Annotated in this window: 16 protein-coding genes; all 16 read right to left on the bottom strand. The window is 43.1% G+C overall.

The window, feature by feature from the left end; genetic code table 11:
- Positions 1 to 106: 106 nt before the first annotated feature.
- The 16 genes from ON01_RS08985 to ON01_RS08910 all read right to left on the bottom strand — a co-directional run bounded on the left by ON01_RS08985 (position 107) and on the right by ON01_RS08910 (position 17114).
- Entirely contained in the window at positions 107 to 367 is a 261-nt protein-coding gene (locus ON01_RS08985) for a stage V sporulation protein S (RefSeq protein WP_010530699.1), read from the bottom strand.
- A gap of 171 nt (positions 368 to 538) precedes the next feature.
- On the bottom strand, positions 539 to 1336 hold the full coding sequence (locus ON01_RS08980) for a TIGR00282 family metallophosphoesterase (protein ID WP_010530698.1): 798 nt from the start codon (positions 1334 to 1336) through the stop codon (positions 539 to 541).
- 151 nt (positions 1337 to 1487) lie between these two features.
- The gene (rny, locus tag ON01_RS08975) at positions 1488 to 3053 is read right to left on the bottom strand and encodes a ribonuclease Y (RefSeq protein ID WP_010530697.1); all 1566 of its coding nucleotides are present in this window, start codon (positions 3051 to 3053) and stop codon (positions 1488 to 1490) included.
- Positions 3054 to 3420: 367 nt separating this feature from the next.
- Complete coding sequence (recA, locus tag ON01_RS08970; protein ID WP_010530696.1) at positions 3421 to 4470, bottom strand: recombinase RecA; 1050 nt, start codon at positions 4468 to 4470, stop codon at positions 3421 to 3423.
- Between the two features lie 177 nt (positions 4471 to 4647).
- Positions 4648 to 5895: a competence/damage-inducible protein A gene (locus ON01_RS08965; protein ID WP_010530695.1), complete on the bottom strand. Its 1248-nt coding sequence runs from the start codon at positions 5893 to 5895 to the stop codon at positions 4648 to 4650.
- Positions 5892 to 6470: a CDP-diacylglycerol--glycerol-3-phosphate 3-phosphatidyltransferase gene (pgsA, locus tag ON01_RS08960; RefSeq protein WP_010530694.1), complete on the bottom strand. Its 579-nt coding sequence runs from the start codon at positions 6468 to 6470 to the stop codon at positions 5892 to 5894. Before pgsA ends, ON01_RS08965 begins: the two co-directional genes overlap by 4 nt.
- Positions 6471 to 6548: 78 nt before the next feature.
- Positions 6549 to 7484, bottom strand: a complete 936-nt coding sequence (locus tag ON01_RS08955; protein WP_010530693.1) for a helix-turn-helix domain-containing protein — start codon at positions 7482 to 7484, stop codon at positions 6549 to 6551.
- Positions 7485 to 7501: 17 nt separating this feature from the next.
- A complete protein-coding gene (locus ON01_RS08950; protein ID WP_010530692.1) occupies positions 7502 to 8290 on the bottom strand; it encodes a YmfK family protein in 789 nt (262 codons plus the stop codon).
- Between the two features lie 142 nt (positions 8291 to 8432).
- Positions 8433 to 8690 carry a DUF3243 domain-containing protein gene (locus ON01_RS08945; RefSeq protein ID WP_010530691.1) on the bottom strand — a complete coding sequence of 86 codons (258 nt, stop codon included), beginning with the start codon at positions 8688 to 8690 and terminating at the stop codon, positions 8433 to 8435.
- A 70-nt stretch (positions 8691 to 8760) separates the two neighbouring features.
- Positions 8761 to 9483, bottom strand: a complete 723-nt coding sequence (ymfI, locus tag ON01_RS08940) for an elongation factor P 5-aminopentanone reductase (RefSeq protein WP_010530690.1) — start codon at positions 9481 to 9483, stop codon at positions 8761 to 8763.
- Positions 9484 to 9492: 9 nt separating this feature from the next.
- Positions 9493 to 10776, bottom strand: coding sequence for an EF-P 5-aminopentanol modification-associated protein YfmH (gene yfmH / locus ON01_RS08935; protein WP_010530689.1), 1284 nt, complete (start codon positions 10774 to 10776; stop codon positions 9493 to 9495).
- On the bottom strand, positions 10769 to 12058 hold the full coding sequence (yfmF, locus tag ON01_RS08930) for an EF-P 5-aminopentanol modification-associated protein YfmF (RefSeq protein WP_010530688.1): 1290 nt from the start codon (positions 12056 to 12058) through the stop codon (positions 10769 to 10771). Before yfmF ends, yfmH begins: the two co-directional genes overlap by 8 nt.
- Positions 12059 to 12182: 124 nt before the next feature.
- Positions 12183 to 13142: an ABC transporter permease gene (locus tag ON01_RS08925; protein ID WP_010530687.1), complete on the bottom strand. Its 960-nt coding sequence runs from the start codon at positions 13140 to 13142 to the stop codon at positions 12183 to 12185.
- Positions 13143 to 14189, bottom strand: a complete 1047-nt coding sequence (locus ON01_RS08920) for an ABC transporter permease (RefSeq protein ID WP_010530686.1) — start codon at positions 14187 to 14189, stop codon at positions 13143 to 13145.
- A complete protein-coding gene (locus tag ON01_RS08915; RefSeq protein ID WP_010530685.1) occupies positions 14189 to 15715 on the bottom strand; it encodes an ABC transporter ATP-binding protein in 1527 nt (508 codons plus the stop codon). Before ON01_RS08915 ends, ON01_RS08920 begins: the two co-directional genes overlap by 1 nt.
- Before the next feature lie 277 nt (positions 15716 to 15992).
- Positions 15993 to 17114, bottom strand: coding sequence for a BMP family lipoprotein (locus ON01_RS08910; RefSeq protein WP_010530684.1), 1122 nt, complete (start codon positions 17112 to 17114; stop codon positions 15993 to 15995).
- Positions 17115 to 17296: the final 182 nt, after the last annotated feature.

Genomic DNA, 17296 nt, shown 5'->3' with positions numbered 1-17296 from the left:
ATATTAAACAATACATGATGGCTGCAGCACAAATAAAAAACCCTCCTAGAAAAATAGGAAGGCTGTTCAGCTATAAGATAAACATTCAATTCATTATTTAGTCAGATTATCTGGGTTCCACAATTAACTTGATTGCTGTCCGTTCTTCTTCTTCAATCATAATATCGGTAAACGCCGGTATACAGATTAGATCGACTCCGCTTGGAGCGACAAATCCCCTCGCAATTGCAACTGCTTTTACAGCCTGATTCAATGCGCCGGCACCGATTGCCTGTATCTCCGCCGATCCCCGTTCCCGTAAAACGTTCGCTAATGCACCTGCTACTGAATTTGGGTTAGATTTAGCTGACACTTTTAATACTTCCACTGCTAGTTCCTCCTTCATTTACTATTGTAGTTCTAATGCTACTATATTCTTGGAGATGTTAGCTTATTACCTTATTATGCACTAATAATTCTAAACATTCAAATATTATCTGCTCATTGAACCGGCAAATGCATCAGCAAACTCCCTTAGTGCAATAATCGTATTTTCATCTCAGCTGATAAACGGGTGGTCATCATTGATTAATATACGTTCGATATTGGAAGCGCTTCCCGTATTTTCATCAACCGTAACAAGTAAACCGTTTAATTGAGTTCTTCCCTTTTTATCAATTTCAAAACGTACCGGCAAACTGGTGAAAAACTTTTTCAGGACAGCTTCCCGGTCCACGCCTAATATGGCATCATAAGGGCCTGTCATGCCAGCATCCGTAATATAGGCGGTACCATTAGGCAAGATCCGTTCATCCGCTGTCTGTGTATGCGTATGCGTTCCTGTGACAGCACTGACTTTTCCGTCCAGATGCCAGCCCATTGCCTGCTTTTCACTTGTTGCTTCAGCATGAAAATCAACAAAAATAATATCAGTTCGTTTTTTTGCCTGTTCAATCAGTTCGTCTACTTTACGGAACGGGTCATCAATCGCAGGTAAAAAAGTGCGTCCCTGAACGTTAATAACAGCAATCTCAGTACCGTTTATATTAACAAAAGTCATCCCTTTACCCGGTGTTCCTTCCGGATAATTGGCGGGTCGGATCATATTATTCGCATCATCAATAAATTCAAATATCTCCTTTTTATCCCATGTATGATTCCCCATTGTAATGACATGAGCTCCCCATTCGAGAAACTGCTTGTAAATTTTTTGGGTAATACCTTTGCCTGCTGCTGCATTCTCTCCATTAATAATCGTCAAATTCGGACGGTATTTATCCTTTAATTTAGGAAGATATGTCTGCACCATATCTCGGCCTGGAGAGCCAACAACATCACCGATAAAAAGTATTTTCATAAGTGCTCATCCTATCTATTTGATTTAATCAAGTGTTACATAGTGTCCAATCATTGTAAAGCAAATTAAAAGCGGCCATTATGGCCGCTTTTATCCAGTTTCAGCACCCGTCGTCTATGAATGTACGTCGCTCAATCGGGGCTTTTTGAAATTATTTAGCATATTCTACTGATCTTGTTTCTCTGATAACAGTTACTTTGATATGTCCTGGATAATCAAGCTGGTTTTCGATTTGTTTGCGAATATCACGTGCAATTCGAACAGAGTCAATATCATTAATTTCATCAGGCTTAACCATTATCCTGATCTCTCTTCCGGCTTGAATCGCAAATGATTTCTCTACACCTGCGAAGGACTCTGAAATCTCTTCCAGTTTTTCGAGACGTTTAATATAGTTTTCCAATGTTTCACTTCTGGCTCCGGGTCTGGCAGCTGATAGTGCATCGGCCGCGGCAACCAGAACAGCAATGATGGAAGTCGCCTCTTCATCGCCATGGTGAGAAGCAATCGAATTAACTACAACCTCATGCTCTTTGTACTTGATCCCAAGTTCCTTACCAATTTCAACATGGCTTCCCTCGACTTCATGATCAATTGCTTTACCAATATCATGAAGCAAGCCGGCTCTTTTTGCCAGTGTTTCATCTTCGCCTAATTCAGCAGCAAGCAACCCTGAGAGATATGCAACTTCCGTGGAATGCTTCAATACATTCTGACCATAGCTTGTACGATATTTCAGGCGGCCAAGGATTTTGACGAGATCGGGGTGCAATCCATGTATGCCAACTTCAAATGTTGTCTCCTCGCCAACTTCACGAATGTAGTCATCAACATCACGTCTGGCTTTATCAACCATTTCTTCGATTCTGGCCGGATGAATTCTGCCATCCTGAACGAGCTTTTCCAGTGCCATACGGGCAATTTCCCGACGTATTGGATCAAACCCTGACAGAACGACCGCTTCTGGTGTGTCATCAATGATTAAATCGATTCCTGTCAATGTTTCAAGGGTTCGGATATTGCGCCCTTCACGGCCGATAATCCGACCTTTCATTTCATCATTCGGAAGGTTTACGACAGAGACAGTTGTTTCAGAAACGTGATCTGCAGCACAGCGCTGCAAGGCCAGTGAAAGAATGCTTTTGGCCTTTTTATCCGCTTCCTCTTTGGCACGATTCTCGGCTTCTTTGATCATTAAAGCTGATTCGTGGTTAACCTCCTGCTCAACTCGTTCCAAAATAACCTGTTTTGCCTGGTCAGTTGTATAACCGGAAATCCGCTCAAGCTCCGTTTGCTGCTCATTAAGCATCGCTTCCACTTTGCTTTCCATTTCTTCAATTTGTTGTTGTTTTTCTGTTAGTGATTCTTCCTTTCCCTCCAGCATTGTTTCACGCTTATCAAGCGCTTCGTCTTTTCTATCCAGATTCTCTTCTTTTTGCATAAGACGATTTTCCTGTTTTTGTACTTCCAATCGTCGCTCACGTAAGTCTTCTTCCGTCTGCTGACGAAGATTATGATTTTCATCTTTCGCTTCAAGAAGTGCCTCTTTTTTGGCAGCATCCGCATTACGATGTGCCTCATCTACTATTTGTTTGGCTAAATTTTCCGCACTGGAAATTTTAGCTTCTGCAATAGATTTACGAATCAGATAACCAACAACAATACCGACGATTAGGATTACGGCAAGCAAAATGGAGATGATTAAGGGATTATCCATGATTTCACCTCCTATTGCTATAAAGTTGTACAATTGATTCATTATTGTCGGCATGTACAATGTTCAATAATAAATAATTTATTGTATAATATAATAGAAAATTATACATGTTAATTTTACTGTTACCATCAACTAATGTCAAGAAATCGTAATAGTTATTACCCAAAATATAACGATAAGTTGCGCAGCCGATTTCTCAGTGTATCGCAACTGAAACGGTCAGGTTCTTTACGGACACCTGATTCGTCATTGTCACACCTTGATTTTTTGAAAAAGTGCTGTAGTTTCCTTGCTGCCCGTTAAGACAGGATAAATAAATCCTCTACCAGCCTGTGCCAGCAAAGGATTTATTCGGAATTTCTTAAATTTAAACATCCAGTCTTTCCTGATTGCCTGTTTCAGATCCCTCTTCGGATTCCTCTTCAGGTTCCTCATCCATATTGTAATGGTCCCGGATTGCATGGTGAATTTCCAGTTTAATGTTTTGATTTTCTTTCAGGAATTGTTTGGCATTCTCTCTGCCTTGTCCGAGCCGTTCCCCATTATAGGAATACCACGCACCGCTCTTTTGGATAATGTCAAGATCTGAAGCTATATCCAGTATTTCGCCTTCTTTGGAAATCCCTTCGCCATACATAATATCAACCTCTGCCTGTTTAAACGGCGGGGCGACCTTATTTTTGACAACTTTTAATCTCGCTTTATTCCCGACCATGTCATTTCCCTGCTTCAGTGTCTCTGCCCGGCGCACTTCCAGTCTCACAGATGAATAGAACTTAAGTGCACGGCCGCCCGGGGTTGTTTCGGGATTACCGAACATAACGCCTACTTTTTCTCTGATCTGATTGATAAATACAGCAGTTGTTTTGGATTTATTGATAGCGCCGGAAAGCTTCCTCAATGCCTGAGACATCAAACGTGCCTGCAAACCGACGTGTGCATCGCCCATTTCACCTTCAATTTCAGCTTTCGGAACCAGCGCAGCCACTGAGTCAACCACAATAATATCAACCGCACCGCTGCGCACCAGTGCTTCCGCTATTTCCAGCGCCTGTTCCCCGGTATCCGGCTGTGATAACAGCAATTCCTCAATATCAACACCCAGAGCCCGTGCATATGTTGGGTCAAGCGCATGCTCAGCATCAATAAACGCAGCTTGTCCGCCCTGCTGCTGAGCCTCCGCAATCGCATGAAGTGCAACTGTCGTTTTACCTGAAGATTCCGGACCATAAATCTCAACGACTCGTCCCCGCGGATAACCACCAATCCCTAAAGCGACATCCAAAGCGAGCGATCCGCTTGGAATCGTTGCTACCTTTTGGCCTTCCTGCTCACCGAGTTTCATGATTGAGCCTTTGCCGAACTGTTTTTCAATTTGTTTTAACGCCATATCTAAAGCTTGTTTTTTATCTCCCAACGAGCTTACCTCCTTATGAATGAGCTAGTTATATCATACTCTTTTTTAAGAGATTTGCCAAGAATAAAACGAATGAATGTTCCCGTTTTTAAAGCAGTTAAAATTCCTAAAAAAGAATTTTAATAGATAACAAGATACAAAAACTGATATTTCATCAAAATACTTGAGGCCATAGATTTATTTTATGAAATTGAATAAAAGTTCATAGCCTTTTACTGTGGTCCGCCTGCGAATTGCCTGACGGCTGCCTGAAAAATTAAATTTCCTGGTCAGCTTTTTCCCTGATTTATCATACAGGGCAATATATACCGTACCTGCCTCATGCCCCTCGATGCTGTCAGGACCTGCAACCCCGGTAAAACTGATACCTATATCAGCATTCAGCAGGTTGGACGCATTTTCAGCCATGGCCGCAGCACATTCTTCACTGACGGTACCATACTGCCAGATGAAATCTTCAGGGATACCGAGCACATTCTTTTTTACGTTTGTATCATAGCAGACAATCCCGCCGCGGCATGTTTCAGAGGCTCCGGGTACAGCGATCAGTTTGTCCGTGAACATCCCGCCTGTTAAACTTTCAGCGGCTCCAACAGATTTATTTGCCTCCTTCAGCATTGCCAGAACTTTTTCTTCCAGTGTTTGGTCGTCAACACCGTAAAAGTGATCACCAACTCTGCCCAGGATACCCTGTTTAGTATGCTCAAACAGTTCAGCAGCCTCATTATCAGTCGCTGCTTTTGCTGTCAGCCGGATAGCTACACCCGTATTCTGGGCCAAAGGAGCGATCGTAGGGTTTGTTTGTTTCTGAATTAAATCCTGCAGCTCATGTTCAAGGCGCGATTCCCCAATTCCGGTAAAACGCAGCATCGTTGATTTAATCACTGTTTCCTGACCCGACAGCTGTTGCAAATGCGGCAAAACACTATCAGTCATCATCTGTTTCATCTCTCTTGGCACGCCCGGCAGAAAGAACCACGTTGACCCCTCATAAGAAAGCGACATGCCTGATGCCATTCCCGTATTGTTTTCAATTACATCAGATCCGGCAAAAACACGCGCCTGTTTTCTGTTATTCGGTGTCATAGCTGTTTTTTGTTTTTGAAAGCAGGCTTCAATTTTCTTCATGGCTGGTTCATGTTCCACTATTTCCATGCCCGTTATTTGCTGAAAAGCCTCGCGGGTTAAATCATCTTCAGTCGGGCCCAGCCCGCCGGTAACAATAACGACATCAGCCCGGTTTCCGGAAATTCGGAACTGTTCTTCAACCCGCCTCAGATTGTCACCGACAACGGCATGGTGATGAACGTTTATACCAATTGAAGCCAGTTTTTCAGATATCCATTGGGCATTCGTGTTTGCAATCTGACCCAATAATAATTCAGTACCGACTGCAACAATTTCAGCGTTTAAATTTTTTCTCATTTGGAATCCCTCATTACATGCCAATTTTTCACAAAATAATCATAACCTGATGCCACGGTGAAAAATAATGATATATACAGCATAATCGTTCCGAATGGGATAGCTGCGTAGGAAAATGGAAAATCATGCAGCAATAATACAGCGATGGCAATCATTTGGGTCGCTGTCTTCAATTTTCCCATGCTTCCTGCTGCAAGCACAATTCCTTCACCTGCTGCCACAAGACGCAAGCCTGTTACAGCCAGCTCCCTGCTGATAATAACGATTGCAACCCATCCAGGGGCCATTCCGAGTTCCACAAGTAAAATCAGTGCCGCTGCAACGAGCAGTTTGTCAGCGAGCGGATCCAGAAATTTCCCGAGATTTGTTACTAAATTATATTTTCTGGCATAGTGTCCATCGACCCAATCGGTTGCTGCCGCAATGATAAATAGTAACGCAGCAGCAAAATGCGAAATTGGCAATACTGTATCACCAATGTTCCATTCACCCCAGTTGAATGGAACACTCAGCAAAATAATAAAAATAGGGATTAAAAGAATTCGTGAAAGTGTCATCCTGTTTGGTACGTTCAAACTGTATCCCTCCTGCATGTAAAACCCTTCCCTGTTAATTAAGGAAGGGTTTTTCAAATAACCTCCATTTGATCATAACTATTCCCCGGCTTTATTAATATTAACCCAGATTTTTTGATAAACCTCTTCTTCAGGGTTAACCGGGTATTCCAGAGCAGTCCCGTCAATCGTTATATCCAAAGCCGGTGCACTGCCGACACTGAACCATACACGTTCAGCATTGCTCAAATCAACCTCCACCGGTGAATTGTCGGTATTCACCATACCAGAAAATAATGATTCGCCGGCATCATTTTCCACATCAAGCCAGGATTTTCCGGATGCTTCAATTTTAGCGGTTACCTCATCACTTGCATTATTCAGAGTGACGGTTGATTCCGGAGGGCTGCCTGTTCCTTCTTCCTCTACCGCAAACTCGGGTTTTGGATCTTCGGATTCTTCTGATGTATTTTCAGTGTTTTCGTCACTTGAGTTCTCCGATTCGGAGTCATCCGCTGCTTCCGATTCACCGCCGGAGCTCTCATTTTCCGTCTGGTTGCTGTCCAGATTTTCCTCGTCTTCACTATATGTTACCGCATTATCATCTTGTGGCTGAACAGGTTCCGTGCTTTCTTCAGAGACGGTCCCCTGATAAAAAAGCCATATAACGAAAAAGATGCCTATCACCAACAGCACGACAATTACAGTCGGTATAAAGGAAAAAATATTGGTGTTTTTCGTTGCATTGTTATCCTTGCGTGAGCGATGAATATGTGCATACTGCGCCGCGCTTTCTTCCTCAGTCTGCGGCATTTCCCCTTTATACTCCTCCAGCAGTTCATTGGGATCAAGTCCGACTGCTGCAGCATATTCTTTAATAAAGGCACGCGCATAAAACGTTCCGGGTAATATTTTGAAATTCCCCTGTTCAATCGCCTCAAGATATCTTTTTTGTATCTTTGTTGTCTCCTGCAGACTTTCCAGGGACACGTTTTGCTCCTCTCTCGCTTCTTTCAATCTTTCTCCGATCTCCATGCATAACACCATCCATTTTAAAAATCGAACATTGAAAAGCCGTCTTCTTGGCCAAAACTGTTGTTTACCGGCTCGTATGTAATCTCTTCATTTTCATCGCTGCGAAGTTCGATTATATAATCGAAATCACTCAATTTATATTCGGTAGCCTGGACAAACATATCAGGGTGTTCAACAACTTTGATGGCGGGAAGCTGCATAATTTCCCTGATGAGCTGCCAATGTTGTTCATTAGCCCGGCGTGTTGAAACAATTCCATCAATAATATATAAATTATCATGATTATACTCATCTTTAATAAGCTCATTTCGGATGGTCTGTTTAAGCAATGTACTTGAAACAAACAACCATCGCTTATTGGCACAGACACTTGCTGCTACAACCGATTCTGTCTTTCCGACGCGTGGCATCCCGCGGATCCCGATTAATTTGTGACCTTCTTTTTTATATAGCTCTGCCATAAAGTCCACGAGTATACCCAAATCATCCCTGACAAACCGGAATGTTTTCCTGTCGTCCGCATCACTTTGGATGTAACGTCCGTGTCTGACGGCAAGTTTATCACGGAGTTTCGGTTTGCGTACTTTTTTTATCTCAATTGTATCCATTGTTTGCATAATTGACTTTAGCCTTGTTATCTGTTCTTCCTTCCTGGAAAGCAGCAGCATTCCCCGTCTTGAGGCGGCCACACCATTAATGGATATAATATTAATGGAAAGCATGCCTAAAAGCGAGGAAATGTCTCCAAGTAAACCAGGGCGGTTATACTGTATTTCATATTCAAGATACCACTCTGTTTTTTCCATAGCAAACCCCTCTGTGCGCATACTGATTAAAATTGCTATATTACTATAATAAAGTATTTTATGTATGAAGAAAAGGAGATTATGGTTATATTCAGGAAAAAATAAAGAAGCTGCTTACCTTGGCAGCTTCTTTATCGTTCATTTATGCATTTCCCTGATTTTGTACAAGTTTAACCATTGCACTGGCAATTGCATGTCGTTCATCATCAGATGCAGCAGTCCAGATTTCCTGTAATACAGCCTCTTCATTGTTTTTTGCGTCTGTGTTGGCCGCCAGATAGTCTCCAACCTCGTAAGCCATGTTTGAGATGGTTTGCTGCCCCATACCTTGGGACTCAGCCTGCTGAAGTCTGTCAGCTAAAAATGCTTTCCATGTGTCAAAATTATCAAGAACGGACATTTAAATCTGCCTCCTTCATATTTTTTACATGGATAGTATTTGATTTATGGATTCGTTTATGCATGGCTTTTTAAGATTGCCAGCCACCGCTGACATGGATAATCTCTCCATGGATATAATCAGACTGTTCATTCATCAGGAAACTGACAGTGTTGGCAACATCTTCAGAAGTCCCTGCGCGGTTTGCCGGAATGTCATCAACAATCCTTTCCTTTTCGTCTGCCAGCAGATGCTGATTCATTTTTGTATCAATAAAGCCTGGGCTTACGGCATTCACGGCAATGCCAGAGGGTGCGGTTTCTTTGGCCAATGCTTTCACAAAACTGTTTTGCGCGCCTTTAACAGATGAATAAACCACTTCATTTCCGGCACCCGCCTCTCCCCATACCGACGTGATAAAAATAATTCTTCCATGCTGCTTGTGAATCATTGAAGGAAGTATATGTTTTGTTATCGCCCACGGAGCTTTCACATGCAATGTCAGCATGGCATCCATCACCTGTTCGTCAGTTTCCTGGAATAACCCGTATTGTGCTCTTCCGCCTGCAAAAACAATGGCATCCACCGGAAAAGCAAACTGGCTTAACAGATAATTGATACCCGATTGTTCACTTAAATCAGCTTGTATTTCCATCAGGATGGCTTCATTGTTCAAACGCCTCCGATTGAATTCCATCGCCCGTTTATTCTGATTATAATGCAAAATCAGCTGCCAGCCATTACCGGCAAGCTGCCCGGCAACGGCTGTCCCAATATCACCGCTTGCGCCGATAATTAATACATTTTTCCCCATTGAAATCCCCTATTCGTTCACTATTTTACATACTGCTATACGCTCATCTTCAATCCAGTTCCGGGAAAAGTTGTTAACGTCTTCAACAGTAAGTGACTGGATGGCGGGAATAATGCCGAACAGATCAGCACCCACTGTTTCATAATGAATGTATTGATTGGCAATGAACTCCAAAGAATTCATGGCTCTCAGCAATTGGCCGATTTTCTTTTTCTTCATACGTTCAACTTCTTCAGAACTGAATAGCGCCTCACGGGTGGATTTGAGCAAATCTCTGACTGTATCGGCAAAATGATCTGGCTCACTTGTGTTGCCACCAATAAATGTATAGCCAAAATTTTTCTCAAGCGTCGTTTCAAAATAAAAGCTCGCATCAATCAGCTGCTTCTCATAAAGCTGCTGGTAAAATGGTCCGCCTTTTGAAAAATAAAAATCGACCACCATATCCTGCAGCAGGTCTTTCTTCATAAATTCATCACCGCTCAGTTCAGATGATGACTCCTTAATGCCGACTGTACACTTCGGGACGGACACAGGCATTGTCATTTTGTTCTCTTTCCTGGCTGCCGACGCGGACTCTTCCGGGTAACCACGATTAATATTTTCCAGTTCGGCAAAATCTTTGGATGTCTGGTTTCGCCGGATCAGATCCATTATCCGCTGTTCATTAAAATTACCGGCTATGAACAACGTCATGTTTTCCGGGTGATAAAATGTATTGTAGCACGTATATAAATCATCCTTTGTGATTGCATAAATGGAATCCACCGTGCCTGCGATATCAATTTTTACCGGGTGATGATGGAATAGTGCCCTTAGTGTCCCCATAAATGATTGCCAATCTGGCTGGTCATTGTACATTTCAATTTCCTGTGCGATAATCCCTTTTTCTTTCTCAACCGATTCCTCAGAAAAGTATGGATTCTGAACGAAATCCAGCAATGTTTCGATATTTTTTTCGATTTGGTCAGTAGCACTGAATAAATATGCTGTTTTCGTGAAAGAGGTGTAAGCATTTGCTGATGCACCCTGTTTGCCGAAATCGGCAAATACATCCCGGTCCTCTTTTTCAAACATCTTGTGCTCCAGAAAATGTGCGACACCCTCCGGAACGTTAATCTGCTTCGTCTCATTGATTGGTACAAATGTCTGATCAATCGACCCGAAATTGGTGGAAAATATACTGTACGTTTTGGCCATTTCAGATTTAGGCAGCAGAAAAACAGTCAGGCCATTTTCCAATTTTTCCTTATAGACAGTCTCCCCGATTTGATCATATACCAGTTTATTCATTTATATCACCCCCTGGGCTTGTCAATAAGTAAATCGTATCCAGATCTAACTTGTTAGCGACCTGAATAACATCGTCCTTGCTGACATTTTTGATGCCATCAATCAGCGCATCCGGGGAAAGGTTCATTTCACCGGCAACCTGCTGATAAAGCAGTTCAACCATCCCTTTCGAATTGTCCATCGTTTCAAGCAGCTGGTTAACGATCAATTCTTTTGTATTGGCCATTTCCTCTTCGGTAAAGACCCCTTTTTTCATGGCGTCCATTTGCTGTTCAATGATATCTCTCGCCTGTTCATAATCCTGAGGCGCGATACCGCTGAAAACGAACAATAAACCTTTATGACTTTCGAATCTTGATGCAGCGTAATAAGCCAGGCTGTTCTTTTCTCTTACGTTAATAAATAATTTGGAGCTCGGAAAACCTCCAAACAAACCGTTAAAAACATGCAAAGCAAAGTAGTCGTCATCTCCAAACGTAATGTGAGTGCGATAGCCAAAGTGCAGCTTTGCCTGCTGAATTTGCTGGTTTTCTATGATCACATTCGCCTGATCGGGATACTTTTCCGCCTCCTGCATAGGTTTCTTTGAACCGGACCGCCTATGGTGCTGAAATGCCGGCAGCAGCTTAGCTTTTAGGGCTTCATTGTCAATATCTCCTGATACATAAATATCAAACTGGTCCTCCTGTAACATCGCCTTGTAATAAGTGTATAAGTTTTCGGCAGTTATTCGTTCCAAAGCATCTTCATACCCATGGATGTGCAGTTTATACCGTTCGTCACGGCACATCTCATCAATCAGACGCATATTGGCAAAACGCATTTTATCATCTGTAACTGTATTTATTTTTCGTCTGAGTGTATCCTTTTCCCGGGATACAACCTCCCCGGGAAAAGCATTATTTTCATGATTCGGCTCAAAAATAATTTCCTTAAATAACTTCACTGCTTCATCCACGATATCAGACTCGTGCGAAATAAATTTCTGATTGGCTGTTTCGAGACGAATTGTCATAATGTGATGATTGCCTTTTTTGGAACCATTGATTGATAAAACAGCCCCGTATAAACTATCGAGTTTCATCTGAAGCGCACTTCGATCCGGATAGGACTGTGTCCCCTGCTGCAGAATATATGGCAGCAATGCGCGCTGTGTTATCGTTTCCCGTTCTAAGGGGGCTTTAAGTTTAGCCGTGATGGCTATCGTTTTAAATTTTTTAGTTGGAACAAAATGGAAATTCATACCATTTTCATTCACTGCCTCTTCATAGGTCCCATTCATTCAGGATCCTCCTTATGTATATGTTGAATGTGCATGCTTACTTAGTGTGGCTTACATACGTTATATTATAGCAAAAACACGAGCTGCTTTATTTCAAAACAACTCAGGCGATGAAACAAAAATGTTATCTCGTTCCTTTAATATAAGGTTCACCATTGGCTCTTGGCGCTTCAGCGCGTCCAATAAACCCAGCCAATGCCAAAATCGTCAATACATATGGTGCAATCAGCAGGAAGACTTGCGGCACATCTTCAAGCAGCGGAACACCGCCGCTGATAACACTCAGACTCTGAGCAAAGCCAAAAAACAAAGCCGCTCCCATTGCCCCTAATGGATGCCATTTTCCAAAGATTACAGCTGCCAATGACATAAACCCTTGACCGACAATGGTCGCATGGGAGAAGTTCAAAACGATTGTTAAGGCAAATACAGACCCGCCCAGGCCTCCAAGTGCACCTGATAGAATGACTGCAATATAACGCATCTTAGGAACATTTATTCCGTTCGTATCAGCAGCCATTGGATGCTCACCGACAGACCGCAGCCGCAGTCCAAACGGTGTTTTATAAAGCACATACCATGCTGCAAATGCCAGTGCAATCGCCACGTAGGATGTTAAATAAATCCCCTGGAAAAATATCTCCCCAATAATCGGAATATCGGCCAGAAGCGGAATATCACGTGTGAAAAACTGCTGTGAAACGATATCTGTTTGCCCTTTGCCATACCATTGTTTGGTGAGAAAGACACCTAATCCTAATGCGAGGAAATTAATGGCAACACCGCTGACAACCTGGTCTGCACGGAATGAGACGGCTGCCACTGCGTGAATCAGTGAGAAAATAACTGATATCACCGCAGCAACGACAATCGATACCCACGGTGTCCACGATCCAAGTACTTCGGCAAACGCCAGGTTAAATACAATTCCGACAAATGCGCCCATGACCATCAGACCTTCCAGGCCAATGTTGATAACGCCGGATCTTTCACTGAACACGCCGCCAAGGGCTGTAAAGATCAAAGGTGCCGAAAAGAATAAGGCCTGTGGAATAATCGATTGCAATAGATCAACAACTCCCATTTAGTTCTCCTCCTTTTTAAAGCGAAGCAGCACCCAGCGAATAATATAACTTGATGCAACACAAAAAATAATGAGTGCAATGATAACATCAACCAATTCAGTCGGCACGCCTGCTTCGGTAGGCATATTTAACGCACCCACTTTGAGCGCTCCGAACAGAAAAGCAGCGAGCACGACACCAACAGCAGTGTTTGCTCCCAACAACGCCACTGCTATCCCGTCAAAACCGAGGTTATTAAACCCTGATTGCACAGACATATAACCAAATGTGCCCAATCCTTCCATCGCACCTGCCAGACCAGCAAACGCTCCAGAAATTATCATGGACAGTATAATATTCCATTTGACGTTCATGCCAGCATATTTCGAGGCATGCTCGTTGAACCCAACCGACTTCAGTTCATAACCAACTGAGGTCCGCTCAATGATAAACCACATGATAACAGCAGCGAATAAAGCGATAAAAATGCCATAGTGCATACGTGAGAAATAAGTCATATTCTGAAACCACTCAGAAGCCAGTGAAGCTGTGGCAGCGACATCTGGTGTTTTATCCTCATTATCGGAAAGAACGTTACGAACAATTGCATTGGCTAAATACAGAGCTGTGTAATTCAGCATAATCGTCACGATAACCTCATGAACTCCCCGGGTTGCTTTCAAAAGACCAGGGATAAATCCCCAAAAAGCACCGGCGAATGCAGCAACGATAATAGCCAAAGGCAGATGAATAATCATAGGTGCTTCAATCGTTGTACCGATCCATACCGCTGCAAGCCAGCCAACAATAACCTGGCCCTCAGCACCGATGTTTAGCAGGCCGGACCTGAACGCAAACGCAACAGCCAAACCGGTGAATATGTATGGTGTTACCTGACGTATGGTTTCACCGAAATAATATAAATCCCCAAAAGCACCGTTCCATAATGCCGCATATCCTGTTATCGGATTATAGCCAAAGCCAAGCATCATAAGGGCGCCAGCCAAAAGACCGATTAAAACAGAAATAACCGGTACAAGAATATTAAATAGTCTATTGGCATTCATTATTTCTCACCTGCCTTTTCCGTGCTGCTCCCTGCCATCAGTAAGCCCAATTCATTTTCATCCGTTTCTTCAGGTTTAACTTCGGCTACATTTTTCCCATCAAACATAACGGCGATCCGGTCACTGACATCCAATATTTCATCGAGCTCAAAAGAAACGAGCAGAACAGCTTTCCCTTTGTCACGCTCTTCTATTAATCTATGATGAATGAATTCAATTGCACCGACGTCCAACCCCCTTGTCGGCTGAGCAGCTATCAGCAAATCGGGGGAACGGTCGACTTCCCGGCCGATAATCGCTTTTTGCTGATTTCCACCAGACAAAGCCCGTGCTTTTGTATGAACGCTGGGAGTTCGGACGTCATATTCATCAATCAGCTTTGCAGCCTTTTGGAATATTTCCTTATAATTGAGCGTCTTATATTTGGAAAACGGTTTCTGATAATATGTTTGCAGCACCATATTCTCCCCAATTGAATAATCGAGAACAAGACCATATTTATGCCGGTCCTGCGGGATATGTCCGATGCCACTTTCAGTAACTTTACGCGGTGATAGATTCGTCATATCATCATTATTTAACCGGATGGAACCGGATTCAGTTTTCTGAAGCCCGGTGATGGCTTCTATTAATTCTGATTGTCCATTGCCATCAACACCGGCAATTCCAACAATTTCTCCTGCCCGCACCTCCAGATTCATGCCTTTAACCATGTCGACTTTTCGCTTATCTTTTACCATCAGGTTCTGAATACTTAGTACCGTTTCCTTTGGCACGGCAGGTTTCTTGTCAATCTTAAAACTGACATTTCTGCCGACCATAAGCGAGGCCAGTTCAGTTACGGAGGTGTCATTCACATCCAGTGTATCAATCCCGGCACCTTTGCGGATTACTGTACACCGGTCACTGATTTCCATTATTTCTTTCAATTTGTGCGTAATTAAAATGATTGATTTCCCTTCAGCAATTAATGAATGCATAATTTCCATTAATTCGGTGATTTCCTGCGGGGTTAATACAGCGGTCGGTTCGTCAAAGATTAAAACTTCCGCACCACGGTACAATGTTTTGAGTATTTCAACCCGCTGCTGCATGCCGACTGATATATCCCTTATCCTGGCAGTGGCATCCACCTGCAAACCATACCGATCAGACAATTTCTGAACTTCCCGCTCAGCTTCTTTTAAGTTTATTTTTCCGAACGTCGTTGGTTCACTTCCCAGGATAATATTTTGTGTCACCGTAAATGGCTCCACTAACATAAAGTGCTGGTGCACCATCCCGATACCAAGATCATTCGCGACATTCGGGTCAGTTATCTTGACGGGCTTACCATTTACGCGAATTTCCCCTTTTTCGGGCTGATACAACCCGAATAAGATATTCATCAGGGTTGATTTCCCTGCACCGTTTTCGCCTAACAAAGCATGAATTTCACCTTTTTTTAACTGAAGCGTCACATTATCATTAGCTACAACGCCGGGAAATTCCTTCCGAATGTTTATCATTTCAACAACATAATCCATGTTTGAACACTCCTTTAAGTCTTGACAGCTATTACTCTGAGAGGCCTCGGTCAGATGCCGCTTTTGCCGGATTATTGCCCGTTAAGACGGGTAAAATGAAACTTCACTCAGTGGAGTGCTTTCCTCCACTGAATGTTAGTTGAACAGAATCGGGTCTTTAAAAATTGCCAAATGAAAAGGGGCAGGGAACTGATCTCTTCACTTGAAAATTTTTAAAACTTCAACAGCTCAATTCAGAAGAAAAAGACTGGCTATCACCAGCCTTCTTCTATAAATTTTACAATGAGTTCAAATACTCATCGAGTTCATCATGTGTTTGTGGCACTTCGACTTCACCGTCTATGATCTTTTGCTTCCACTCTTCCACAGCTTTGGCGATTTCATCCGTATATGCCTCTTCATTCGTGTCTGCAAGTCCAACACCTTCATCTTCAACGCCAAATTCAAGCACTTCCCCACCAGGGAATTCACCTTCCATTCCCATATTACTAACCTGCTGAACAGAGTTTCCAACCCGCTTGACCATAGAAGTCAGCGTGACGTTTTGATCGCCGATTTGTCCTTCTTCATATTGGTCACGGTCTACGCCTATCACCCAAATTTCGCGTTCTGGGTCGTTATTCTTGATGTCTTTTGCCTGTGCAAACACTCCGTTACCGGTGGCACCTGAGGCATGATAGATAACATCGATATCGTTCTTATACATATTCGAAGCAATCAATTTGCCATCGTCAGGCGCATCAAAGGCACCTGCATACTGGACTTCCACTTCAATATCGGGGTTGACCGTTTTGGCACCTGCAACGAATCCCGATTCGAATTTATTAATAAGATCCGAATCCGTACCGCCGACGAAGCCTACTTTATTTGTGTTGGTTTTATTAGCAGCGGCAGCACCTGCCAGGAATGACCCTTCATGGTCAGCGAAGGTAATACTCGCAATATTGTCCCCTTCAACAACGGCGTCAACAATTGCAAAGTTTGTATCCTTGTACTGGCCAGCAACATCCTTGATGGCATCTGCCAATTTATAGCCTATACCGAATACCAAATTATAATCCTCACGTACCAGACGATTTAAGTTTGGCGCATAGTCTGAGTCACTGTTGGACTGGGCATAATCAAAGCCTTGGCCTTTCTCCATACCATGTTCTTCGCCCCATGCCTGTAACCCTTCCCAAGCGGACTGGTTAAACGACTTGTCATCAACACCCCCGACGTCCGTTACCATCGCAGCTGAAAAATCTGATGACCCCCCGCTTGATTCACTGTTGTCATCATTTGAACCGCTTTCAGATCCGGCATTTCCTTCTTCGGAACCGCTGCCGCCACAAGCTGCCAACAGCATTCCAATACTGAACAGTAAAGCAAATAACAAAATGAATTTCCGATTCTCCACGCTAATACCCCCTAGATTAAAAATAAAGATTGATAAAAAGCCACGCCGACACCAGCCAATATTATTGCACCATCACCTCCTCAAATAGGTGAAACTGCAATCAGTGGGGTGGGTTTCCCCACTGATTGTTAGTTGAACAGAATCGGGGTTTTCCCATCCTAAACGCCCTTGTTTATATATGA

Origin of the sequence: Lentibacillus jeotgali (assembly GCF_000224785.1) — a bacterium.
Taxonomy (GTDB): Bacteria; Bacillota; Bacilli; order Bacillales; family Amphibacillaceae; genus Lentibacillus; species Lentibacillus jeotgali.
The sequence above is the reverse complement of the archived record's forward strand: the minus strand, read 5'-3'. Positions and strand labels throughout refer to the sequence as shown.

Bases quoted from the DNA above. Each gene is read 5' to 3' on its own strand.
- ON01_RS08980 (WP_010530698.1), bottom strand. From the start codon at position 1,336: ATGAAAATACTTTTTATCGGTGATGTTGTTGGCTCTCCAGGCCGAGAT.
- rny (WP_010530697.1), bottom strand. From the start codon at position 3,053: ATGGATAATCCCTTAATCATCTCCATTTTGCTTGCCGTAATCCTAATC.
- ON01_RS08965 (WP_010530695.1), bottom strand. From the start codon at position 5,895: ATGAGAAAAAATTTAAACGCTGAAATTGTTGCAGTCGGTACTGAATTA.
- ON01_RS08955 (WP_010530693.1), bottom strand. From the start codon at position 7,484: ATGGAGATCGGAGAAAGATTGAAAGAAGCGAGAGAGGAGCAAAACGTG.
- ON01_RS08950 (WP_010530692.1), bottom strand. From the start codon at position 8,290: ATGGAAAAAACAGAGTGGTATCTTGAATATGAAATACAGTATAACCGC.
- ON01_RS08945 (WP_010530691.1), bottom strand. From the start codon at position 8,690: ATGTCCGTTCTTGATAATTTTGACACATGGAAAGCATTTTTAGCTGAC.
- ymfI (WP_010530690.1), bottom strand. From the start codon at position 9,483: ATGGGGAAAAATGTATTAATTATCGGCGCAAGCGGTGATATTGGGACA.
- yfmH (WP_010530689.1), bottom strand. From the start codon at position 10,776: ATGAATAAACTGGTATATGATCAAATCGGGGAGACTGTCTATAAGGAA.
- yfmF (WP_010530688.1), bottom strand. From the start codon at position 12,058: ATGAATGGGACCTATGAAGAGGCAGTGAATGAAAATGGTATGAATTTC.
- ON01_RS08925 (WP_010530687.1), bottom strand. From the start codon at position 13,142: ATGGGAGTTGTTGATCTATTGCAATCGATTATTCCACAGGCCTTATTC.
- ON01_RS08920 (WP_010530686.1), bottom strand. From the start codon at position 14,189: ATGAATGCCAATAGACTATTTAATATTCTTGTACCGGTTATTTCTGTT.
- ON01_RS08915 (WP_010530685.1), bottom strand. From the start codon at position 15,715: ATGGATTATGTTGTTGAAATGATAAACATTCGGAAGGAATTTCCCGGC.